Annotated in this window: 26 protein-coding genes; 9 read left to right on the top strand and 17 right to left on the bottom strand. The window is 71.5% G+C overall.

Annotation, left to right across the window (positions count from 1 at the left end; genetic code table 11):
• The first annotated feature begins 251 nt into the window (after positions 1 to 251).
• Positions 252 to 1601, top strand: coding sequence for a PP2C family protein-serine/threonine phosphatase (locus tag IA22_RS0116790; protein WP_030124031.1), 1350 nt, complete (start codon positions 252 to 254; stop codon positions 1599 to 1601).
• A 27-nt stretch (positions 1602 to 1628) separates the two neighbouring features.
• Here the strand turns inward: IA22_RS0116790 and IA22_RS0116795 are convergent, their stop codons facing one another.
• The 3 genes from IA22_RS0116795 to IA22_RS0116805 form a co-directional block, all read right to left on the bottom strand.
• Positions 1629 to 1964 (bottom strand): DUF2516 family protein, encoded by a 336-nt coding sequence (locus tag IA22_RS0116795; protein ID WP_014154913.1) that lies wholly within the window; start codon positions 1962 to 1964, stop codon positions 1629 to 1631.
• A gap of 117 nt (positions 1965 to 2081) precedes the next feature.
• Positions 2082 to 2762 (bottom strand): hypothetical protein, encoded by a 681-nt coding sequence (locus tag IA22_RS0116800; RefSeq protein WP_030124032.1) that lies wholly within the window; start codon positions 2760 to 2762, stop codon positions 2082 to 2084.
• A 28-nt stretch (positions 2763 to 2790) separates the two neighbouring features.
• Complete coding sequence (locus IA22_RS0116805; RefSeq protein WP_015578159.1) at positions 2791 to 3294, bottom strand: helix-turn-helix domain-containing protein; 504 nt, start codon at positions 3292 to 3294, stop codon at positions 2791 to 2793.
• Between the two features lie 296 nt (positions 3295 to 3590).
• Here IA22_RS0116805 and IA22_RS0116810 point away from each other — a divergent pair, with 296 nt between their 5' ends.
• From IA22_RS0116810 to IA22_RS0116820, 3 genes are all read left to right on the top strand, one after another.
• On the top strand, positions 3591 to 4211 hold the full coding sequence (locus IA22_RS0116810; protein WP_030124033.1) for a DinB family protein: 621 nt from the start codon (positions 3591 to 3593) through the stop codon (positions 4209 to 4211).
• Positions 4212 to 4338: 127 nt separating this feature from the next.
• Positions 4339 to 4827, top strand: a complete 489-nt coding sequence (locus IA22_RS0116815) for a MarR family winged helix-turn-helix transcriptional regulator (RefSeq protein WP_030124034.1) — start codon at positions 4339 to 4341, stop codon at positions 4825 to 4827.
• Between the two features lie 252 nt (positions 4828 to 5079).
• Positions 5080 to 5571 carry a pyridoxamine 5'-phosphate oxidase family protein gene (locus tag IA22_RS0116820; RefSeq protein ID WP_030124035.1) on the top strand — a complete coding sequence of 164 codons (492 nt, stop codon included), beginning with the start codon at positions 5080 to 5082 and terminating at the stop codon, positions 5569 to 5571.
• A 110-nt stretch (positions 5572 to 5681) separates the two neighbouring features.
• On the opposite strand, the gene IA22_RS0116825 is transcribed toward IA22_RS0116820, so the two are convergent.
• Both IA22_RS0116825 and IA22_RS0116830 read right to left on the bottom strand, forming a co-directional pair.
• Complete coding sequence (locus tag IA22_RS0116825) at positions 5682 to 6314, bottom strand: TetR family transcriptional regulator (RefSeq protein WP_030124036.1); 633 nt, start codon at positions 6312 to 6314, stop codon at positions 5682 to 5684.
• Entirely contained in the window at positions 6311 to 7084 is a 774-nt protein-coding gene (locus IA22_RS0116830) for a TetR/AcrR family transcriptional regulator (protein ID WP_030124037.1), read from the bottom strand. Before IA22_RS0116830 ends, IA22_RS0116825 begins: the two co-directional genes overlap by 4 nt.
• A 96-nt stretch (positions 7085 to 7180) precedes the next feature.
• On the opposite strand from IA22_RS0116830, the gene IA22_RS0116835 reads away from it, so the two are divergent.
• Both IA22_RS0116835 and IA22_RS0116840 read left to right on the top strand, forming a co-directional pair.
• Entirely contained in the window at positions 7181 to 8149 is a 969-nt protein-coding gene (locus IA22_RS0116835; RefSeq protein ID WP_030124038.1) for an ATP-binding cassette domain-containing protein, read from the top strand.
• Positions 8142 to 8915 (top strand): ABC transporter permease, encoded by a 774-nt coding sequence (locus IA22_RS0116840; protein WP_030124039.1) that lies wholly within the window; start codon positions 8142 to 8144, stop codon positions 8913 to 8915. The genes IA22_RS0116835 and IA22_RS0116840 overlap by 8 nt, the downstream gene beginning before the upstream one ends.
• Here the strand turns inward: IA22_RS0116840 and IA22_RS0116845 are convergent.
• From IA22_RS0116845 to IA22_RS0116855, 3 genes are all read right to left on the bottom strand, one after another.
• Positions 8902 to 9981 carry an aminoglycoside phosphotransferase family protein gene (locus IA22_RS0116845; RefSeq protein ID WP_051694800.1) on the bottom strand — a complete coding sequence of 360 codons (1080 nt, stop codon included), beginning with the start codon at positions 9979 to 9981 and terminating at the stop codon, positions 8902 to 8904. The two genes, IA22_RS0116840 and IA22_RS0116845, sit on opposite strands and share 14 nt — an antisense overlap.
• 71 nt (positions 9982 to 10052) lie before the next feature.
• Complete coding sequence (locus IA22_RS0116850; RefSeq protein ID WP_030124041.1) at positions 10053 to 10823, bottom strand: HAD family hydrolase; 771 nt, start codon at positions 10821 to 10823, stop codon at positions 10053 to 10055.
• Between the two features lie 53 nt (positions 10824 to 10876).
• Positions 10877 to 11806, bottom strand: a complete 930-nt coding sequence (locus IA22_RS0116855; RefSeq protein ID WP_030124042.1) for a GntR family transcriptional regulator — start codon at positions 11804 to 11806, stop codon at positions 10877 to 10879.
• Positions 11807 to 12065: 259 nt separating this feature from the next.
• Here IA22_RS0116855 and IA22_RS37140 point away from each other — a divergent pair, with 259 nt between their 5' ends.
• The gene (locus IA22_RS37140) at positions 12066 to 12230 is read left to right on the top strand and encodes a hypothetical protein (protein ID WP_014154925.1); all 165 of its coding nucleotides are present in this window, start codon (positions 12066 to 12068) and stop codon (positions 12228 to 12230) included.
• Between the two features lie 55 nt (positions 12231 to 12285).
• Here the strand turns inward: IA22_RS37140 and IA22_RS0116865 are convergent, their stop codons facing one another.
• The 3 genes from IA22_RS0116865 to IA22_RS0116875 all read right to left on the bottom strand — a co-directional run bounded on the left by IA22_RS0116865 (position 12286) and on the right by IA22_RS0116875 (position 15318).
• Complete coding sequence (locus tag IA22_RS0116865; RefSeq protein ID WP_030124043.1) at positions 12286 to 13542, bottom strand: GNAT family N-acetyltransferase; 1257 nt, start codon at positions 13540 to 13542, stop codon at positions 12286 to 12288.
• A gap of 70 nt (positions 13543 to 13612) precedes the next feature.
• Entirely contained in the window at positions 13613 to 14590 is a 978-nt protein-coding gene (locus tag IA22_RS0116870; RefSeq protein WP_015578147.1) for an asparaginase, read from the bottom strand.
• Between the two features lie 53 nt (positions 14591 to 14643).
• A complete protein-coding gene (locus tag IA22_RS0116875; protein WP_030124044.1) occupies positions 14644 to 15318 on the bottom strand; it encodes an RsiG family protein in 675 nt (224 codons plus the stop codon).
• A gap of 115 nt (positions 15319 to 15433) precedes the next feature.
• Here IA22_RS0116875 and dtd point away from each other — a divergent pair, with 115 nt between their 5' ends.
• The gene (dtd, locus tag IA22_RS0116880) at positions 15434 to 15883 is read left to right on the top strand and encodes a D-aminoacyl-tRNA deacylase (protein WP_030124045.1); all 450 of its coding nucleotides are present in this window, start codon (positions 15434 to 15436) and stop codon (positions 15881 to 15883) included.
• A 17-nt stretch (positions 15884 to 15900) separates the two neighbouring features.
• Here dtd and ygfZ read toward each other — a convergent pair whose 3' ends face one another.
• The 6 genes from ygfZ to IA22_RS0116915 all read right to left on the bottom strand — a co-directional run bounded on the left by ygfZ (position 15901) and on the right by IA22_RS0116915 (position 20745).
• The gene (gene ygfZ, locus IA22_RS0116885) at positions 15901 to 16866 is read right to left on the bottom strand and encodes a CAF17-like 4Fe-4S cluster assembly/insertion protein YgfZ (protein WP_014154930.1); all 966 of its coding nucleotides are present in this window, start codon (positions 16864 to 16866) and stop codon (positions 15901 to 15903) included.
• Positions 16867 to 16896: 30 nt separating this feature from the next.
• The gene (locus IA22_RS0116890; RefSeq protein ID WP_014154931.1) at positions 16897 to 17355 is read right to left on the bottom strand and encodes a Fur family transcriptional regulator; all 459 of its coding nucleotides are present in this window, start codon (positions 17353 to 17355) and stop codon (positions 16897 to 16899) included.
• Positions 17356 to 17419: 64 nt separating this feature from the next.
• Positions 17420 to 17992, bottom strand: a complete 573-nt coding sequence (locus IA22_RS0116895; protein ID WP_014154932.1) for a heme-binding beta-barrel domain-containing protein — start codon at positions 17990 to 17992, stop codon at positions 17420 to 17422.
• Between the two features lie 259 nt (positions 17993 to 18251).
• Positions 18252 to 19127: a hypothetical protein gene (locus IA22_RS0116905; RefSeq protein WP_030124046.1), complete on the bottom strand. Its 876-nt coding sequence runs from the start codon at positions 19125 to 19127 to the stop codon at positions 18252 to 18254.
• Positions 19124 to 19948, bottom strand: a complete 825-nt coding sequence (locus tag IA22_RS0116910; protein ID WP_030124047.1) for a hypothetical protein — start codon at positions 19946 to 19948, stop codon at positions 19124 to 19126. Before IA22_RS0116910 ends, IA22_RS0116905 begins: the two co-directional genes overlap by 4 nt.
• The gene (locus tag IA22_RS0116915) at positions 19945 to 20745 is read right to left on the bottom strand and encodes a hypothetical protein (protein ID WP_030124048.1); all 801 of its coding nucleotides are present in this window, start codon (positions 20743 to 20745) and stop codon (positions 19945 to 19947) included. Before IA22_RS0116915 ends, IA22_RS0116910 begins: the two co-directional genes overlap by 4 nt.
• A 105-nt stretch (positions 20746 to 20850) precedes the next feature.
• On the opposite strand from IA22_RS0116915, the gene IA22_RS0116920 reads away from it, so the two are divergent.
• Positions 20851 to 21213 carry a DsrE family protein gene (locus tag IA22_RS0116920; protein WP_030124049.1) on the top strand — a complete coding sequence of 121 codons (363 nt, stop codon included), beginning with the start codon at positions 20851 to 20853 and terminating at the stop codon, positions 21211 to 21213.
• Position 21214 lies beyond the last annotated feature (1 nt).

A 21214-nucleotide genomic window follows, 5' to 3' on the forward strand; every position in this document is an offset into this window, starting at 1 on the left:
GCCGGACGCGTCCCGGGGAATGTGCGCAACGCGTGTCCGTCGCGTGATGTTCGTCATGACCTCATGTCCGATTCGCGCGCACCCATCACGCCGGATCCGTGGCGGGACGCGGCTTATGGCCGCGCATATGACGGACGATGATCGCCCGACGCCATTCCGTTCCTCCGCCGCGGACCGCTATCGTCCCCGTCGGCGGTTCGTCGTTCGTCGATCCGCCGCGCCCTCGGGGGGAGGGAAGGAAACCCGAACCGATGCCCGTACCCGTACCGCAGCAACGTGCCGTTCCCGCTGCGGAGACCACTCATGGCGCCGACCTCACACTCCTGGTGATCGAGGACGACCCTGCGGGCACCATCGCCGTCCCCGAGCTGTCGTCCACCGCGGGTGCACGGGTCCGCGTCCGTACCGCACGCAATCTCACCGAGGCCGGCCGGCTGCTCACCGACGACGTCGACTGCATCCTGCTCGACCTCGACCTGGAGGCGGCCTCGCTGCCCACCGGCGCCCGCGCCGACGGCCGCGACGAGGAGACCGGCCGGCCGGACGAGCTCGCCGCCCTCAAACACATCCTGCGCATCGCACCGCGTCATGCCGTGCTCGCCCTCACCGCGGAGGACGACGCGGAGCGCGCGGCCGAGGCCGTACGCGTCGGGGCCCAGGACTACCTCTTCCGCGGCGAGCTCGACGGGCGGCTCCTCAGCCGTGCCATCCGGTACGCCGTGGAGCGCAAACGCGCGGACATCGCCCAGCACCAGCTGACCGAGTCCCGGCTGCGCGCCCAGGAGAACGCCCGACTGGAACGCGGGCTGCTGCCGACCCCGCTCCTCGACGGCTCCGACCTGGCGTTCGCCGCCCACTACCGGCCGGGCCGCAGCCGTGCCCTGCTGGGCGGCGACTTCTACGACACGGTCCGCACCCCCGACGGCACGGTCCACGCCATGATCGGCGACGTCTGCGGGCACGGCCCGGACGAGGCGGCGCTCGGCGTCGAACTGCGCATCGCGTGGCGCGCGCTGACGCTGGCCGGGCTCTGCGGCGACGACCTGCTCGCCACGTTGCAGCAGGTCCTGGAGCACGAACGGCAGAGCGAGGAGATCTTCGCGACGCTCTGCACCGTCGACATCGCCCCCGACGGCCGCCGCGCCGGGCTGTGCATCGCGGGACATCCGGCACCGCTGATCGCCCGGCAGGGACGAGCGGCGCACCTCCTCCCGTACGAGGACGGCGGCCCGGCCCTCGGCCTGCTGCCGCACGCGCGGTGGCCCCGCCGCCAGGTGCAGCTGGGCGGCTCCTGGAGCCTGATGATGTACACCGACGGGCTGATAGAGGGGCGCGTCGGGGAGGGCGGAACCCAGCGGCTCGGCCAGGACGGCATGGTCGCCATGGTCAACGGCCGGCTGGACCAGGGGCTGGGCGGCGAAGCGCTGCTGGAGGCCGCGGTCACCCAGGTCCAGGAGTTGAACGGCGGCGAGCTGACCGACGACGTGGCGGTCCTGCTGCTGGAACGCGACGAGGCCCGGATACGCCGAAAGGGCAGGAACGCCATGCGCTCCCGCCCCGGTGCCGCCTCGCCGGCGGTCGCTCAGCGCCCGCCGTCGTAGGGGCTCAGCGCCCGCCGTCGTAGGGGCTCAGCGCCCGCCGTTGTAGGGGCCGTACGGTCCGTCGCTGCTGGAACCTCCGCGGCGTCCGCCGCCACCCGACACGGCCTTGATCGCCGGCCGCACGTCCACCATGAAGACGATGGACGCGATCACGCCCGCGATCTGGAGGAACAGGATCGGGATGACGAGGTTCACGAAGACGGTGATCCCGAGGATGATCAGCCAGAAGGACTTCTTCTGCTTGTCCGCGGCCCGGTAGGCGTCCTCGCGCGCCGTCACGGCGAAGACCAGCGCGACCACGGCCAGGACGAGCATGGCCAGGTACAGCAGCTGGAGGATCGAGCCGAATGCTTCGAGCAACACGGTGAACACCGCCTAGTCAGTGGATGAGCGCCTCGCGGCCAAGGTACCGGGACAACGCCCCGGGCACCCCGAAAGGTGCCCGGCGCATTGCTCCGGCAATCCTCTGACCACTTCCGCCTACTTCGCGGGCGGGGTCGTCTTCTTCGCCACGGGCTTCCGCGCGGGCGCCGGCTTCTTCGCCGTCGCGGCGGGCGCCGTCCGGGAAGCGTCCGTCTTCGGCGCGGGCTTCTTCGCGGCGGGAGCGGCCGGCTTCGCGGACGACACCGGCTTCGCGGAGGTGACGGGCTTCGCCGGAGTCACCGGCTTGGCCGCGGTCTCGGACTTCTGCTTCGGCACGGCCTTCGGCTCGGCCTCGACGACGGCGGCGATCTCCACGATCTCGTCGGCCGTCTCGCCGCGCCAGGTGCGCACGGACTGCTCACCGCGCTCGGCGACCTTCTCGTACGTCTCCCGGGCCCGGACGGCGTACTCGGCGGCCACGCCCACGCTCCGCAGCGCCAGGTCCTGGGCGGTCTCGCCCCACTTCTTGAGGTCGGTGTCCAGCGCCCCGAAGACCTCGGTCACCTTCGCCTGCACGGTGGCCTGAGCCTCCTTGGCCTGCGTGGTGACCCGCTCCTGCACGGCCTTCGGGTCGGTGTTGCGCACCGCCTCGATCCGCTCGGGCGCCTCGGCCCGCAGCTGCTCGATCAGAGCCGGGACCTTGCGCGCCTGCTCCACGGCGAGGTCGGCCGTACCGGCGGCGAAGTAGAGGGGCGTCGGGTCGGTGAGGGTCTTGCGCAGGTCATCGGTGATGGCCATGACTGTGGTCCTCCCGGATCATCAGAAGTCAGTTCGCTGGTGGGTCTGCATCACTACCGCCGGCCGTACGGGGGCCGCGGGCATCCGGACCGGTACCGCTCTCGGCACCGCCGTCCGCGTCGGCATCGATTCTGCTCTTCGCCTCGGCGGCGCCGTGGAACTCGGACCCGGTGTCGGGCGCGACATCGAAACCGTTCTCCCGGCGGAAGGAGTCGTAGATCTGGAGCAGTACGTTCTTCTGCCGCTCGTTGATCGACGGATCGGCCAATATGACCGCCCGTGTCTCCAGCTCCTCCCGCTCCCGCTCGTCGAGGATCCCGGCCCGCACGTAGAGCGTCTCGGCGGAGATCCGCAGGGCCTTCGCGACCTGCTGGAGCACCTCGGCACTCGGCTTGCGCAGACCGCGCTCGATCTGGCTGAGATACGGATTGGACACCCCGGCGGCGTCGGCGAGCTGCCGCAGGGAGAGCTGCGCGGTACGCCGCTGCTCACGCAGGTACTCGCCGAGATTGCCGACGTTGAGTGATGCCATGCGTCGATGGTGCACCAGCCTTGCTAACTTTTGCAAGCGGGTGCTTGCAAAAGTGTTCCACCCCACGATGCCGCTCCACGACGGGGTGCGGCCGGACGCGCTCACACCTGCAGCCCGGAAGGGCAGGCCCCGGTATCCGCAGCCCTCGGCGCTCCGGGCGCGGTGCCCGGGCGGGGTGCCCGGGCGGGGTGCCCGGGCGGGGTGCCCGGGCGGGGTGCCCGGGCACCGCGGCCACCGCTCGCGGGCGCGGCGAAAAAGACGGTGAACCCGGGCACCGGCGGCGGCAGACTGGCCCCATGACCGCCTCTGAGAGCCCCGACGCCAAGGCCGAACTCCGCCTCTACCTCCAGTCGGCCCGCGACGCCCTGCTGTGGAAACTCGAAGGCCTCTCGGAGTACGACGTCCGGCGCCCGCTGACTCCGACCGGCACGAACCTGCTGGGCCTGGTCAAGCATGTGGCCGGCGTGGAGTTCGGCTACCTCGGCGACACCTTCGCCCGGCCGTCCGGTGAGCCGCTGCCCTGGGTCGACGAGAAGGCCGAGGCCAACGCGGACATGTGGGCCACCGCCGACGAGTCGCGTGAGCAGATCGTGGGGCTCTACCACCGGGCCTGGGCCCACGCGGACGGGACGATCGAGGCACTGCCGCTCGACACGGTCGGCACGGTGCCCTGGTGGGCGTCGCACCGGGCCGAGGTGACCCTGCATCACGCCGTGGTGCGCGTGATCGCCGACGCACAGAGGCACGCCGGGCACGCCGACATCGTCCGCGAGCTCATCGACGGCTCCGTGGGCATGCGCGAGGACAACGTGGCCGTACCGCCCGGCGACGCGGCCTACTGGGAAAGCCATCGGAACCGGCTGGAGCAGGCGGCCCGAGAGGCGGACCGAGCTCGTCCCGTGGTGCCCGGCCGATAAGTGCGGCGCCGCCCCTGCCGGCTCGTCCGTTCGAGCCGCTGGTGCGCACGATCTGGGCCCGGCCCGCACCGCCGTAACGTCCGTTTCGGGACTATCCGACTCGGTACGAATTGTTACCCTGGCCGGCATGACCGCCCTGACTCCCCGCCGCACGGAACCCGACCTGTCGTTCCTCCTCGATCACACCGGACACGTCCTGCGGACCCGCATGGCCTCCGCCCTCGCGGAGATCGGACTGACCGCGCGCATGCACTGCGTCCTGGTCCACGCCCTGGAGGAGGAGCGCACGCAGATCCAGCTCGCGGAGATCGGCGACATGGACAAGACCACGATGGTGGTGACCGTGGACGCCCTGGAGAAGGCGGGCCTCGCCGAACGGAAGCCTTCCAGCCGTGACCGGCGGGCCCGGATCATCGCCGTCACCGAGGAGGGCGCACGGATCGCCGCGCGCAGCCAGGAGATCGTCGACCGGGTCCACCACGACGCCCTGGAGGCACTCCCCGACGGCACCCGGGAGGCGTTGCTGCACGCCCTGAACCAGCTGGCCACGGGCGACCTGGCCACGCCCTCCGCGAACCCCCGGCCGGTCCGGCGGGCGCGCCAGGGCCAGGGGTGAGCACCCAGGCCAGGGCGGGCGCGACCTGAAGAACGGACCACCACAGACGTACGAAGCACCCCGAAGAAAGGACCGCGCAATATAGTCTGCAACAAAACCATCTGTTACGGTCTTCTTCAGTAGAGCCACCCGGCAGGACGGCACCGACGGCGGCGTGCTCCCCGTGACGCCCTCCCGCACCGACGACCCTCAGGTTGCCGGCGGGGGCCGGGACGACGCCGGGCTCGTGTCCCACGAACCGAAAGGCACACCGTGAAGACCCCCGAAGCCACCGGCGACAAGCCCGCACCCCGGCCCCTCGACGACTCGGCGCTCTCCCGGATCCTGCGGGAGCAGCAGTTCGGCGTCCTCGCCGCCGTCCGCTCCACGGGGCACCCGCATCTGTCGACCGTGCTGTACCGGTGGGACGAGAAGGAGCGCGTCCTGCTGATCTCCACCACCGTGGACCGCCTCAAGGCACGGCTCCTGCGGCGGAACCCGCACGCCTCCCTGCATGTCCGAGGCGATGACATCTGGTCGTTCGCCGTGGCGGAAGGCGTCGCGGAGGTCTCGGAGCCGACCACCGAGGCCGGGGACCGGACGGGGCGGGAACTCCTCTCGCTGACACCGGGGTTCGACGATCCGGCCGCCGAACGCGCCTTCCTGGAGGAGGCCGTGGCGGAACGGCGTGTGGTCATCCGGGTCCGCGTGTCGCGGCTCTACGGGGCCGCGCTGGACATGACGGAACCGGCCGGCGCCGCCTGACCGTGCCGGGCGCGACGGGACCGGCCGGCGTCGCCTGATCCGCCCCGTGACGCGGTGCTGTGCGAACTCGACGCCCTGGTCCGGATCGTCGTCGCACGGACCGTCCGGCCTCAGGCGGCGGGAGGCGTGAACAGCCCGCGCCCCAGTTGCGCGAAGGCGAGGCGGGCCGCCTCGACCGCGTCCCCGTACACCGCACCGGCTCTCTCCCCCGCGTCCATACGCCGCCAGTTCTCCTCGGCGAGGATCCGCAGTACGGCGACGATCTGGCCCGCGGCAAGCCTCGCCGCCACCGGGGCCCCGGGGTCCAGGGCGCGGGCGAGCGCCGCCTCCGAGCGGCTCTGGTAGCCGTACAGCCGGGCGACGAGCGACGGTGTCCCGTAGAGCAGCCGGTGGAAGGCCAGTACCTGCGGGACGTCGCAGAGCCCGGTCACCGGGTCGCGGCTGTCCAGGCCGTCGAGGAAGTGGTGGCGCAGCGCGTCCAGCGGTGACATACCGTCCGGCCGGCCGGAGACGACACGGGCCGCCTCGTCCTCGTGGTCGGCGAACCGGTGGAGGACCAGGTCCTCCTTGGCCGGGAAGTACCGGAACAGCGTCGGCTTCGAGATGTCCGCCGCCGCCGCGACCTCGGCCACGGAGACCTTGTCGAAGCCCCGTTCCAGGAACAGCGAGATGGCTGCGTCGGAGACGGCCTGGTAGGTCAGTTGCTTCTTGCGGGCGCGCAGGCCGATCCTCTCGGCGCTCATGACGACGCACCCTTCCTGATCAGCGCCTCGACACCGTCGAGGACCCGTTCGAGGCCGAACACGAACTCGTGGTCGGGTTGGTCCGGTTCGTTCATGACGCCGGAGGCCAGCAGGCGGGACAGTGCCGGATGACGGACCGGGTCCGTGAGCCGTTCCACCGTCCGCTCCCACTGCGACATCACCTCCTGCGGCGCGAGGCCCTTCGCCTCGACGGCGGCGGCGAGATCGCTCATCAGCAGGGCCTCGTTGCGCACGAAGCCTCCGACGAAGAGGACGACGGAGATCTTGTCGCCCTCGTCGAGGCCGCTGCCCTCCAGCGCCTGCAGCCCCTGTTCCCACCAGGCGATCGAATGAGGGCTGGCCGGCGGACCCGCGATCGGGATGCGCAACGCCCACAGATTGCGGTGGAACACGCGGCGCTGGGCCCACGCCCATTGGCCGAGGGCCTCCCGCCAGCCCGCGCCGTCCTCCAGCGCCGGCAGGGGTTCGGGGGCTCCCATGGCCGCCTCCTGCATGAGGAGGTACAGCTCCTCCTTGGCGGAGACGTAGCGGTAGAGCGCCATCGTGGAGACACCCAGCTCCTTGGCGACCCGGCCCATGGAGACGGCGGCGAGCCCTTCCGACGCGGCGACCGCCACCGCGGCGGCGACGATGCGGTCCAGCGTCAGTCCGGGCTTCGGACCCTTCACCGGGCGGTCGCGCAGGCCCCACGCCGCCTCGATGCTGGCCGGCAGGCCGGTGCCGCCCGACGCGCTGCTCTTCTCCGTCACCCGAAGCCGCCTTCCCCAGTACTGGCTTGCCACCATCCTAGGTTTGCGTAATGCTTACACAGTAACGCGTACAGCATACGCAGAAGGGGGATCGTCATGAGCACGGCCATGAACGACGTCATGATCGAGGCGGAGGGCCTGACCAAGTCCTACGGGAGACCGGGCGCCCGGGTCCGGGTCCTGGACGGCGTCGGCCTCCGGGTCGCCCGCGCCGGGGTCCACGCACTCCTCGGTCCCAACGGGGCGGGCAAGACCACGACCGTGCGGATCCTCGCCACCCTGACCACCGCCGACTCCGGCACGGCGCTCGTCGCCGGCCACGACGTGGTCACCGACCGGCGCCGGGTACGCCGCGCCATCAGCCTGACCGGAGAGTTCGCCGCCCTCGACGAGACGCTGACCGGCGAGGAGAACCTGCGGATGATGGCGCGGCTCTCCGGTCTGCCCCGCGCCCGGGCCCGCGAGCGCGCCGAGGAACTCCTCGTCCGCTTCGGCCTCGGCGACGCGGCACGCCGCCAGGCCCGTACGTACTCCGGTGGGATGCGCCGGCGCCTCGACCTGGCGGCGGGGCTGGTCGGTTCACCCGAGCCCGGCGTCTTCTTCCTCGACGAACCCACCACCGGCCTCGACCCGCGCAGCCGCCGCGAGCTCTGGCAGGTCGTCCGCGACCTCGCCGGCCGGGGCGCCGCGGTCCTGCTCACCACCCAGTACCTGGACGAGGCCGACCAGCTCGCCGACCGCGTCACCGTCCTCGACCAGGGCGGCATCGTCGCGGAGGGAACCCCGGACTCCCTGAAGTCACGCGTCTCCGGGCACCGGCTCGACCTCGTGCTCAGCACCCGCGAGGCCTACCTCCGACTGGCCGCCCGCGCCGTCCACCACTCCCCCGAGACCCGCACCCTGGGCATCCCCACGGACGGCACCGCCGCCCACGCACGCGCCCTGCTCGACGAGATCGACCCGCACCGCACCGACGTCGACCGCTTCTCGCTCCACACCGCGACCCTCGACGACGTCTTCCTCGCGCTCACCACCGCGGCGACGGAGGCACCGGCCCATGTCTGACGCTCCCGGAGCACTGACCCGTGCCACGGTCATGACCGGCCGCAGCCTCCTCCTCAGCCGCCGCAACACCGACGCCGTCATCACCTCGATGATGCTGCCGATCATGCTGATGCTGATCTTCGTCTACTTCTTCGGCGGCGCGATCGACACGGGCGCCGCCTACGACTCGTACGTCATGTACGTCGTTCCCGGCGTCCTCTTCCTGTGCGCCGGCTTCGGCTCGGCCACCACCGCGGTCGCGGTGAGCGAGGACATGAAGGGCGGCATCATCGACCGCTTCCGCTCCCTGGACGTCGGCGGGATGCCGATCCTCGCCGGCCATGTCGTGACGAGCACCGTACGCAATCTGGTCTCCACCGCCCTCGTGTTCGCGGTCGCCGTCCTCATCGGCTTCCGCCCCGCGGCCACCCCCGCCGGCTGGCTCGCCGGCGCCACCGTGCTGCTCGCCTACATCGTCGCCCTGTCCTGGATCTCCGCGGCGATCGGCCTGCTGGCCCGCACGCCCGAAGCGGCCGGCGGGTTCACCTTCTTCATGTCGTTCCTGCCCTACCCGAGCAGCGCGTTCGTCCCGGTCGACAGCATGCCGGGCTGGCTCCACGGCTTCGCCGACCACCAGCCGGTCACCCCCGCCATCGAATCCCTCCGGGGGCTCCTCCTGGACCAGCCGGTGGGCAACACCCCCTGGACCGCGCTCGCGTGGGCGGCGGGAATCCTGCTGGTGGCCGTCGCCCTGTCCGGGGCGCTCTTCACGGTCAGGACGCGGTGACGGCGCGGAGCCAGCGGTCGTAGGCGCTCATGACCTCACGCACCGAAGGCACAGAACCGAGACCGAGCGGCACCCGTGCACACGACAGCACCTCGCGGATCCGGTGCGCGGTCAGGGAGATCCGGACCGGCGCGGGTCCGGGTCCCGGCCGCTCCAGCCCGATGGCTCCGCGGATCACATCCGTGTAGACGGACTGGGCGCGCTTGTACGCCAGGAGGGTACCGAGATCGTCACGCCACCCCTTCGCGCACTCCGGCCGCACACCCCGCACCGCCGACGCCCAGCGGCGGGCGATCCGGTCGGACTCCCGGGCCGAGTACCTCATCAGGTGCAGATGCGTGGCGAGGTCGTACAGCGGATCACCGATCATGGAGAGTTCCCAGTCGATGGTCCAGAGGTCGTCCGCCGCGTCCACGACAAAGTTCAGCCCGTGCAGATCGCCGTGGAGGAGGGTGAAGGGGCGGTCGCTCAGCGTCCACGCCCGGCGCCTGATGCCGTCCAACGCGTCTCCCCGCAGGCCGAGTGCATGGAACAGTGAGCCGAAGCGGTCATCGTGACGCCGGTAGACCTGCTGCTCGGTAAACGTGATCAGGCCGTCCAGGAAGGACGCCGCGTTGCCGTCGTCCGGGTGGTCCGTGCGGTCGCAGATCCTGCGCGCGCCGATCGACGAGGCGTCCAGGGCCACCAGTTCACCGAAGAGCCGCTCCAACTGCCCCGTGTGCCGAGGGGAGAGGGCCCCCGTCGGACTGCTTCCGAGCGTGCTCCCCTCGATGAACCCCTGCAGCAGGACGTGCTCGTCGAGGACGACGATCTCGGGTATCCGGCTCACCCGGCCCCGCAGGTCCAGGAGCAGCCGGTCCTCGGAGAGAAAACACCTGCGGTCGAACCGGAAGAGCTCCGAACGCGGTTCGTGCACCTTGCAGCGCATCGGCCCGTCCGGCAGTGCGAAGACGTACGTCTCGCGGTAATGGCCTCGGTAGGGGCCCTCGATCGCGGTCCCGTCCCGCGGCGCGCCGGGACCGCCCCCCGGGCATCCGTGCACGCCCATCGTGGTGTCGACCGTCACCGCCTGCTCCCTCGACCGTGAAGGGGACGGCAACGACCGCCGGCCGGTTCCCGTCCGGACAGGACCTGGCCCTACCCGTGGACGCCGGCCGCCGGCGGTCCCGCTCCCGGCTCCCTCGACCGCACACGCCGCCGGGCCGCTTCCAGAAGGCCCCGCAGCGAAGGCACCGTGCACCGGGCTCCCACATCCTCGAGCGCCCGGCGCTTGCGCCCGTTCACCGCATAGCCAATGAACGGTACACCTACCACCTTGGCGGCCAGGCAGTCCGCGGGCGAGTCACCGATCATCACCGCCTCCTGCGCGGTGGAACCGGTCGACTCCAGGGCGCGGACGAGACAGTGGGGGTCGGGCTTGAGCAGCCCCGGGTCGGAGGTGCGCCCGTGGATGTGCGCGACGGCCGGGACGGAAAGCCCGTGCCGCTCGAGGAAACGGATGACCGCCGCCGGGGAGTTGTTGGTGGTCACCGCCTGCCTCCAGCCACCGGCGTCGAGCGCCCCGATCAGCTCCAGCGCGTACGCCGTCGGCGTCGCGACGCCCGCGGCCTCGGCCTCCTCGGTGGTCAGGAAACGCTCGGCGCGGTCCGTCGCCGTGCTGCTCCCATGGTGCTTGGCCACCGCCTGGAGGAGTGCCAGCGGGTCACCCGCCGCCGATGCCGCGACGACGGGGTCGACGTCCCGCAGCTCGCCGGCCAGGCGTTCGGCGACCCCGGAGGCCGGGCGCCCCGAGAACAGGTCGCACAGCGGGCCGTCGAAGTCGAAGAGGACACAGTCCGCCGCCTCCAGGAGTGCGGCCGGGCACCGATCCGTGGCGCCGGAGAGGGAAGCATCGCGCCGGGCGCTCATGTGGGTGTTCCGTTCGGGAAGGGCGGTCGGATGGGTTGCCGTACCCGGCACGGTCAGAACGCCGCCCTCGTGGCGAGGTTCTCCCAGGTGGCGTTGAAGAACTTCCGCGCGGCCCGCACCACTCCGGCCTGCTCGGGGGTGGAGTCGGCGGAGGCCCGGAAGGGATACAGCGTCGCCCCCGTGCCGTAGGCGTCGTACGTCGCGATCTCCTCCCCGTCCGGCAGGGTCGCGGTGCCCTCCTCCGGGATGTAGAAGCCCTGCAGCACCACACGGTTGTTCAGGATGTACAGCTTCATCTGGGGCGCGAAGGGGACCAGTCGCACCTGCACGTCGACCTCCTCCACGAGCTTGAGCCGGCGGAGTTCGAACAGGGCGGACCGCAGCATGGTCACGTGGCTGTGCAGGATCCCACCGAGCCGCGCGCGCACCCGGGGGTCGTCCTCCCCGGACACCTGCCGGGGGATCGCCAGCGCCGTCGACTCGGTGTTCGGGAGCAGCAGCCGCGCGGTGATGCTCCGCGGCGGGCTGACCTCTCCGGCGACGATGCGGTCCTTCTGGTCGACGACACGCGCCGCGAGCGACTCCGTCGTCATCGAGAAGACGTCGAGCTTGACCACGTTGGCCTCGAACGCCTCCACCAGGTAGGGCCTGAGCAGAACCGGCGGTACGCGTTCGGAGACGACGGCCCACACGCCGCCTTCGGGGCTCCCGGTCGGCGCCGGCACCTGACGTGTCTCGTCGGGCTCGGAGGCCACGTAGGACCCGCTTCCCTGCCGGGTGACGATCAGCTCCTCCTTGCGCAGAATGGCCAGCGCCTGACTGACGGTCGCCCGGGAGACCCCGAAGCGCGACGCCAACTCCTCCTGCGTCGCGAGACGTTCCCCCGGCGCGTACGCCTCGCTGTTGATCTCCTTGCGCAGTTCGTCGGCTACCCACCGGTACTGGAACTTGGCATCACGCGGGACGGACCCATGACTTGTCACACTGCAACCTTACAACTCCTGTGCTGGCACTTTGAGATGGGGCACACATATTCGCCAGTCACAGCCTGAAGCCAACAACTAACCAAATAACCATACAAGTTTGTGAGGCTGCCACAGCGGGGCATAAGTACGACAAGTCAAACGGGGGACTTGTAAGGAACTTGTCTGGTTCATGCGCAGCGTCGCGCACGGTAGCCGGCCTCCCCCACCCAGCGGCGCGTACCGCGCCGATTCCTCCATCTGGGAAGGAGTGACCGCCATGCCCTTCATCACCTTGGGCCTTGAGCAGATCATTCAGTGGAAGTACGGCGTCATGGGCACCCTCGGTGTCACCCTGCTCAGTCTCGGCGCCAAGGTCGGCAACCCCAACTGCGCCTGTGCCGGTGCCCTCATCCTGGCCCTGCTGTTCGCGCCGACCGACTGACCACCGTTGCGCCGGCGGTCCAGGCCGGCGGAACGGTCAGGGTGGCGGTGAAGCCTCAGAACACGTCCGGGCACCACGCCCGCCGTGGCGCCCGGAACACCGTGTCGGCCTCCGCCGCCGCCCCCGCACGGTGCTCCTCGATCCGGCCCAGCGCGGCGAGCCGCAGCGCGGACTCGTCCCCCAGATACAGCGTGCCCAACTCGCCCACGTCCAGGGACAGGTCCGCGTCCCGCGTCGTCGGGACGCACGAGGCGCCCGACGGTGACACCTCCAGCAGGAAACGGCCGCCGGCCAGACCTGCGGGGTCCCGGACGTCCAGGACCAGGGCCGCCCCGGTGGCGTACGTACGCGCCTCCAAGGCCCGGGGCACGTCCAGGACGCGCAGCCACAGCCAGTCCGCGTACGTCACGACGCGGGCGGCACGCGGGTCCGGCAGGAGGAGCGGCACCAGGTCGTCCGGGGCGCGGTAGCCGGTACGGACCGTGGTGATCCAGTCGATCGAACAGACGAACTGCCACAGGGCGCGTTCCGCCGCCGGGGTCACGGCGGTCATGCCGACGACCGTCGCCTTGTTGAGCGGCTGTTTCCCGTCGCCCCAGCGGTCGTCGGCGCGGTAGGCGATCAACCCGTCCGTCTCCCCGTCCGCCGAGCGGTACACCGCGTAGAACGGCTCCGTCCACGTCTCGTACGCGGGGAGGTCCACCCCGGTGCTGCGCTGCCACCAGCGCTCGTCCCGCGAGACCACACCGTGCTGCCGGGCGGCGAGACGGGTGTGGAGCTCGGGCCCCAGCTTGCGTACGTCGGCTCCGTCGACCAGTTCGATCCGGCCGCCGTCCGCTTCCGAGGGGATCCTCGCACGCGGATCCAGACCCGCCCGGGGGACGTCGATCTCCCACTCGGTGGCCCAGGCGGCCGGCCCGAATCCGTACCGTCCGTAGATCGGGTACTCGGCGGCGATCAGCGAGGCGACCACGTCGCCGCGCTCCTTCGCCGCGGCCAGGTCCGTGGCCATCATCCGGCTCAGCAGCCCGCGCCGGCGGTGCGTGGGGGTGACCGTCACGGCGGTGACGGCGTCCGCCCGCACCTTCGCCCCGCCGACGACGGTGAGTTCCTGCGCGAAGGACCGGAAGGTCGCCACGCAGCGCCCGGCGTCGAAGACGCCCTGGACACGGGCGAGATCGGTGTGTGCCAGCCGCACCGCGACCTCCTGCTCGCCGGGAACCGCGGCCGACGCCCGCAGGAACCCGGTCCCGACGGCACGGAGCCAGTCGGGGTATTCGGCGGCGGTCACGAGGCGCGGATCAAGGCTCATACGGCCCACGCTAGGCACGGGGCGCGCGTGATGTCGCGCGCTTTTCCCGCCGCCCGGCTGCGGGCCCGGCTCAGAACGCCGCCCTGATCGCGCCGACCTCCTCGGCACCGCCCAGCAGCGGCGCACGCCCGATCCGCGACACCACGGGGGCGTCCACGCCGACCAGTTCGAGGGCCCTGGCCAGCACCGGGCCCAGGGCGCGGGTGGAACCGTCGTCGATCTTGAACGCCAGTGCCCTGCCGTCGGGGAGGGCCACGGCCTGCACGGCCTCCGCGCCCATCTTGGAGAGCGTGCCCGGCACCTCCCGCATCAGCCAGGTGTCCGGACGCCGCGTGCCCGCGACGTACTCCGGGTGCGCCCGCATCGCGTCCGCGACCCGGCGCTCCGCGGAACCGGGCTCCGCCAGCACGAAGGAGCGGAACGCACGGGCCAGGCCCACCAGCCCGATCGCCATCAGTGGGGCCCCGCAGCCGTCCGTGCCGACCGCCGCGACGGGCTCGCCCGCCGCCTCCGCGACCACCTCGCCGACCAGCCTCTGCAGGGGGTGCGCCGGGTCGAGATAGGTGGCGGTGTCCCAGCCGTTGCGTACGCAGACGGCGAGCATCGCCGCGTGCTTCCCGGAGCAGTTCATGGTGAGCGGCTCCCGCACACCCCCGGCCGCGAGGTACTCCTCCGCCTCGACCGGGTCCAGCGGCAGGTCCGGCGGGGTCTGGAGGTCGTCCGGCTCCAGGCCGTGCTCGGCGAGCATCGTGCGGACCAGTTCGAGGTGGAAACCCTCACCCGAATGGCTCGCGGCGGCCAGCGCCAGCCGCTCCCCCGAGAGGTCCAGGCCGGCCCGCAGGATCGCGGCGGCCTGCATCGGCTTGTTGGACGAGCGCGGGAACACCGGGCCGGCCGGGTCGCCGAGTGCGAGCTCCACACTCCCGTCCGCGGCCAGGACGACCAGCGATCCCCGGTGGCGGCCCTCGGTGAAACCGGACCGTACGACCTCGGCCAGCACCGGGAGCTCGGGGGACGGGGTCGACGAGGGAGCTATGAAGGAGGTCATGGGGCGGGTGGCCTTCCGGGGACGGGCTGTGACCCGCCCCCGGAAGGGTCGCTTCAGGCGAGCAGGTCCGCTACTTGTGCTTCCCCGTCACGGTACCTGCGGGCGATCTCCGCGCTGCAATCGTCGACGGTCCGCTGGAGCCGGTGACGGCGCCGCGACACCTGCCGCTCGTAGCGGACGAGCCGCCCCATGGCGGCGAGGAGCTCTTCGTCCGTCCGGGCGTCGAGGTCGGAGAGCCCGACCTCCGCGAGCGTGTCCGCCGCAAGTTGCCGGTACTCGTCGCTGCGCGGCGTGGTGAGGGTGACGTGCCGCACCGAGGAGCGGTGGACGGACGGGGTGTCGGTGAGGATCTCCGAGAGCCGGTCGACGACGGGGGACTCCGGGTCCACCCGCCGGGCCAGCTCCGCCCGCAGGATGTCGATGCGGCCCTGGACGAGGCGGCGTACGTAACTGAGGTCCGCCTCGTCACGCTGGGCGTCACGGCGCAGGGTGCGCAGATCCGGCAGTCGCAGCCCGCCGAATTCGGGCTGTGGTCGCACGGAGGCCAGACCTTCGACCGCACCGCCTCCGGTCTGCCCGGGCACGGACACCGCTGCGGGCATCTGTACGGGCGGCGGGGTGGGCGGCTGCCCCGGCGCGGCACCCGTCCGCTGGACCGGCGGCCGAAGGCCGGCGGTACGCGTCCTCGGTACGGCGCCGGACGATGGCCCGGTTCCACGTGTCGTCATGATGTTCCGTCCCCTCGACCGGTGCGTCGGCACACCGACATCGTGCATGGTGCCACTACGCACGGTGTTCATGCAGGTGCTCTGTACCCGTTCGGCCCAAGATAGGTTGGTCTGTATGCGTGCAGTGATACAGAGGGTGGACGGCGCGAGCGTCACCGTGGCGGGCGCCGCGGACGACTCGCAGGGTGCCGGGACGGTCGGCGAGATCGTCGGTGAGGGCCTGTGTGTGCTGGTGGGAGTCACCCACGGGGACACCGCGGAGAAGGCGGCACAGCTCGCCCGCAAGCTCTGGACCCTGCGGATCCTGGACGGCGAGAAGTCGTGCTCGGACGTGAACGCCCCGCTGCTGGTGATCTCGCAGTTCACTCTGTACGGAGACGCCAGGAAGGGTCGCCGGCCCACCTGGAACGCCGCGGCACCCGGCGAGGTCGCCGAACCGCTGGTCGACGAGGTGGTCGCGCAGCTGCGCGCCCTCGGCGCACGGGTGGAGACGGGCCGGTTCGGGGCGGACATGCGTGTCTCGCTCACGAACCACGGCCCGTTCACCGTCCTGGTCGAGGTGTAGCGGCCCGCCCCGCCCCTCTACGGCTCGACGACCGTCTCCTGGGCCGCCGCGGTGTCACCCGCGATCAGCTCCGCGTCCACCGCGACGTTCCGCTTCACCAGGGCCAGGGCGATCGGCCCCAGCTCGTGGTGGCGGGCCGAGGTGGTGACGAAGCCGAGCTGGCGGCCTTCCTGTCCGTCGGCGGCGAGCCGGACCGGCGTCCCGTGTCCGGGCAGGTGCACCTCGCTGCCGTCGAGGTGCAGGAAGACGAGCCGGCGCGGCGGCTTCCCCAGGTTGTGGACACGGGCGACCGTCTCCTGTCCCCGGTAGCAGCCCTTCTGGAGGTGCACGGCGCTGCCGATCCAGCCCAGCTCGTGCGGGATGGTGCGGTGGTCGGTCTCGAAGCCCAGGCGCGGGCGGTACGCCTCCACGCGCAGCGCCTCGTACGCCAGGATCCCGGCCACCGGGCCGTGGGCGGCCGCGTAGGGCTCCAGGTCGGCGCGCGGCAGGAAGAGATCGCGGCCGTGGGCCGTCTCGCGCACGGCGACCCCGTCGGGGACCTCCGCGATGGAACCGGCCGGCAGGTGCACCACGGCGAAGTCCTCGGTGCGGTCGGCGACCTCGACCCGGTAGAAGAACTTCATCGACTCCAGGTACGCGACCAGGTCGCCCTGGGTCCCGGGCTCGGCGTGCATCCACACCGTCGTGCCGTCGTCGACCAGGTAGAGGGCGTGCTCGATGTGTCCGTTGGCGGAGAGGATCAGCGCCTCGGTCGCCTGGTTCGGCGCGAGGTCGCTGACGTGCTGGGTGAGCAGCAGGTGCAGCCAGGCCAGCCGGTCGTCTCCGGTCACCGTGACGACCCCGCGGTGCGAGAGGTCGACGAGACCGCTGCCGTCGGCGAGTGCGCGTTGCTCACGGAACAGGTCGCCGTAGTGCGCGGCGACGCCTTCGTCACGCCCCTCGGCGGGAACGGCACCGGGCAGGGACAGCAGGGGGCTCTTCATGCGACCAGCGTACGACTCGTACGGCTCGGACTACCGCCCGCCGGCGCTCCCGGCCGGCCCGTCCTCGGCCGCCTTCGCCGCGCAGTCGGCACAGCGCCCGAAGATCGCGAAGTGCTTCATGTCGGTCTCGAAGCCGAAGGCACCCCGCAGCTTCGCCGTGAAGTCGGCGACCACGTCGACATCGGCCTCGATGACGTCCGTGCAGTCACGGCAGACGAGGTGGATGTGGTGGTGGCGGTCCGCCAGGTGGTAGGTGGGGGCACCGTGCCCGAGGTGGGCGTGGCTGACCAGCCCGAGCTCCTCCAGGAGCTCCAGGGTCCGGTAGACGGTGGAGATGTTCACGCCCGACGCCGTCCTGCGCACCTCGCAGAGGATGTCGTCGGGGGTCGCGTGTTCCAGCTTGTCGACGGCTTCCAGGACGAGCTGGCGCTGGGGCGTCAGCCGGTAGCCACGCTGCCGAAGATCGGTCTTCCAGTCGGTGCTCACCACAGCCCCAGTGTAGGGCTGGGCGGGCGTGGGGCCCCGGGTCCGTGCGGAACGGGGCCCGGTCCGGCTACTTGAAGAAGGCGATGCCGTCGTCCGGCAGGTCCCCGAGGCCCCTCGCCATCTCGGCGACCTCACCCGGCGTGACGACCTTCTTCAGGTGCGCCGACATGTACGGCCGCAGTTCCACGTCGGGGGTGGCCTTCTCGCCGACCCACATCAGGTCGCTGTGCACGTAGCCGTAGAGGCGCTTGCCGCCGCTGTACGGGCCGGAGGCCGCGGTGCGGGCCACCGCGTCGGTGGCGATGTCGATCTGCGGCTTCTGCTTGGCCAGCTCGCCGTACCAGACCTCGACGACGCCCTGGTCGCGCACCATGACGATCTCGACCTTGCGGTCCTTGTCGATGCGCCAGTAGCCGGACTCGGACTCCAGCGGCTTGACCTGGTTGCCCTCGGCGTCCAGCACCCACGAGTGCGAGACGTACTCGAGGAAGTCACGGCCGTCGTGGCTGAAGGTCACTTCCTGGCCGAAGTTGCACTTCTCGGCGCCGGGGAAGTCGGAGACGCCCGCACCCGCCCAGTTGCCGAGGAGGAAGGCCAGCGGCACGAGGTCCGGGTGGAGGTCGGACGGAATCTCGATCATGAGCGGCTCAGACGATCTGTGAGGGTGTACGGGACGTGTTCGGCGAGGGTCAGCGCTGGCCCTGGTACAGCTTCTTCACGGTCACGGCGGCGAAGGCGAGCACGCCGACGCAGACCAGGACCAGCAGAGCGGAGAAGAAAGCCTCAAGCACGGGAGCTCCTCGGAACGAACGACATGACGGCAGCGGACGGCCGGGCCCCCAGCCTAATGGGTGGGGGCCCGGCGCGGCGGCGCGGGGTTTCCCCCGGGCGCGGCCGGATCAGCCCAGGAGCTGGTTCTGCAGCACCAGCGTCTGGTGGAACGGAACCGCTTCGGTGCCGGCCCTCCCCTTGCGGCTGTGGACGACGAGGGCGACCGTGTCCCCGGCCAGCACATAGGCGTGGCGGACCTGTTCGGCGCCGTACGGCCGGGCTTCGGAGAACGCGCGCACCGTCGTGTACTCCGCCCGGGCGTCGGAGGCCCAGTCCCCGTCGAAGTCGAGCTCGGGCGCCCCCGCGAGGGCCCGTGGCAGCGAGTCGCTGTCGAAGAGCTCGCCCTCGAAGGCGGTGGAGTACGCCACCGAGTTGAACTGGAGCAGGTAGACGCGGGACGACGTGCCGTCCGGCATGGTCCAGCCGCGCGCGGCGATGTGCCGCAGGGCGGAGTCCTTCAGGTGCTGGGTGAGGGCGGCCCGGTCGTCCTTGCCGTACTCGGAGACGAAGCGGGCGACGTCCGTCCAGCCGCCGTCGAGCTCCTTGTCGACGGTGGCGCCGGCCGGCGCGGGGAGCAGCAGGCGCCGCAGGTCCGCGTGGTGGACCTCCGCGGTGTTGGAGTCGCTGTACGGGCGGGGCGCGTCGGCGGGCAGCGCGGGCAGGCTCAGCACCGGGTAGTCCCAGCGCCCGTCGCTCTTCGTGGCGAGTCCCGGAACGTCGGTGCGCTTCATCGACGTGATGCCGGCGACCGTGCCCGCTCCCAGCCCGCCCATGACGAGCACGGCGGCCGTCCACCGGAGGACGGTCCGCAGCACTCGGCGCGGGGGGCGTGCGGCGGGTACCGGGTCATGAGCCGGAGGGGCCGGCGGGTCCTGCGGGGCCGGCGGGAAGGGGACGGCGGCCGGAACGGCCGTGTCGGCAGGCGCTGCCGTCTGCTCGGTCATATGTACTCCCCCGGGGACGAGATGTGGTCCAGCTGGTCCTTCAGCAGCTCGGCGACGGCCTTCTTGTCGACCGGCTTGGTGCCCGTCGCCCGGTAGCTGATGCTGAGCTCACCGTCGTACGCCGCGCACATCATGTCCTCGATGTCGCTGTCGCTGTCCTTCGGCTGCAGGTAGCAGGTCGCGTTACGGGTGTGGCCCTGGACCTTCGGGCCGTCGCGGAAGAGGCCGACGAGATCGAAGAGCCCCGTCCGGAAGGTGTGGAGGTCCCGCACGGCCTTCTTGTCCTTCATCCGGACGATCACGGCGTGCACCTCCAGGTCGTTCTCCTGGGAGACGTACGACCGGACGGCGAGACCCTGCAGCCGGAGCTTGTCGATCCGGCCGTCGAACTCCCGGCGCTCCTTGCCCGCGAGCCCGCGGCCGGACTCCTTCATCGCGGCGACGGCCCGCTCACCTTCCGCCTCGCCGTCGTTTCCGTACTCCCCGTCGTCCGGCCCCAGCCGGTAGCCCTTGGGCACGGGCAGCAGCAGCTTGCTCAGCTCGGTGTCCGACCTGCCGCGGCTCGTGTCCCCCGCGGGATCCTTGTCAAGCTCACGCTCGGGGACGTCCCAGGTGGTGGTCTCGGCGGTGCGGTCCGCGCCGTCCACCGTGATCTTCGTGTACGCCGCGGCACCGCCGACGGCGCCGAGCACCAGGACGAAGGGCAGCGCCGCGAGCAGGACACGCAGGGCGCGGCCGCGCCCTGCGGAAGCCTCCGGGGCTCCGGACGTTCCGTGGAGCGGGGCGCCGCCGGAGGGTTCGGGCGGGGTCATGTCGTTCACACACGCTCCAGCTGTCGCTCGACCAGCGTCCGGATGTCCTTCTTGCTGATCGGCCGGGTGTCGTACAGATTGATCTCGATCATGATGTCGCCCCGGTGCACGACGGCCCGGGCCCGGTAGAAGGGCTCGTAGCCGGGCTCCAGGTCCGCGCCGTAGACGTAGTAGCGGCCTTCGCCGCTGCCCTTGACCAGGTCGCCGTTGTTGCCCGCGTGATCGTCATCGGCCATGTACGAGCGCTGACCGACCGCGTGGTCCTCGGCCGTCGTGTCCGTCCCGGAGGAGAACTGCGTGAGCGTGATCGTGGCTTCGCGGTGTTCGCCCTTCGTCCAGGCGGCACCCGCGACACGGCGGATGTCCGACTCCAGGAAGTACTCGAACATCCCGTCCTCGACCTCGTAGCCGCGTGCCAGGACCCCCACGCTCATCCAGCCGTCGTCCAGCCAGTCGGCGTCCTCGTCCTCGCTCCAGCCCGCCGGGCGGTCGATGATCAGCTTGCGCAGATCACCGTCCGTCTTGACCCGGTGGTCCTGCGAGGCGGGCAGCGGGGCCGGGACCTTGTCCGCGGGAAGCGCCTTCGCCGGGTAGGCCAGCTCCGTCTGCGACAGCGCGGGCAACGGCGACGGAGGCCGCTGCGCCTGGATGCCGTAGCCGATCGCCGTACCGCCGGAGATGCCGAGCAGGGCCGCGGCGGCGATCAGCAGAGCCGTACGGCCGCGCGGGCGGGTGCGCACCGGGGCGGCCGGTGCCTCGGCCGGTGCCTCCGGCGGCACGTCAAAAAGGGTGTCGTTCGGTTCCAAAAGGGTCCCCCCATGAGACCTGAGGCGCAGGTCGCATCACCTGCGCACACAGCAGACCCACAGGTCACGGGGGAGGTTGTCCGGCCGAGGATTACAGTTCGGTACATGTCGAAGAAGCTCGTGATCAAGGTGACCGCCGGAGCCGACGCCGCCGAGCGCTGCTCGCAGGCCTTCACCGTGGCGGCCGTGGCCGTCGCCAGTGGTGTCGAGGTGTCCCTGTGGCTGACCGGCGAGTCCGCCTGGTTCGCCCTGCCGGGGCGCGCGGCCGAGTTCGAGCTGCCGCACTCCGCGCCCCTGCCCGATCTGATCGACTCGATCCTGGCGGGTGGCGGGATCACGCTCTGCACGCAGTGTGCGGCGCGGCGCGACATCACGGAGAAGGACGTCCTGGACGGCGTGAGGATCGCCGGCGCCCAGGTGTTCGTGCAGGAGGCCATGGCGGACGGCACTCAGGCCCTCGTGTACTGAT

Source organism: Kitasatospora papulosa (genome assembly GCF_000717245.1).
GTDB lineage: Bacteria > Actinomycetota > Actinomycetes > Streptomycetales > Streptomycetaceae > Streptomyces > Streptomyces papulosus.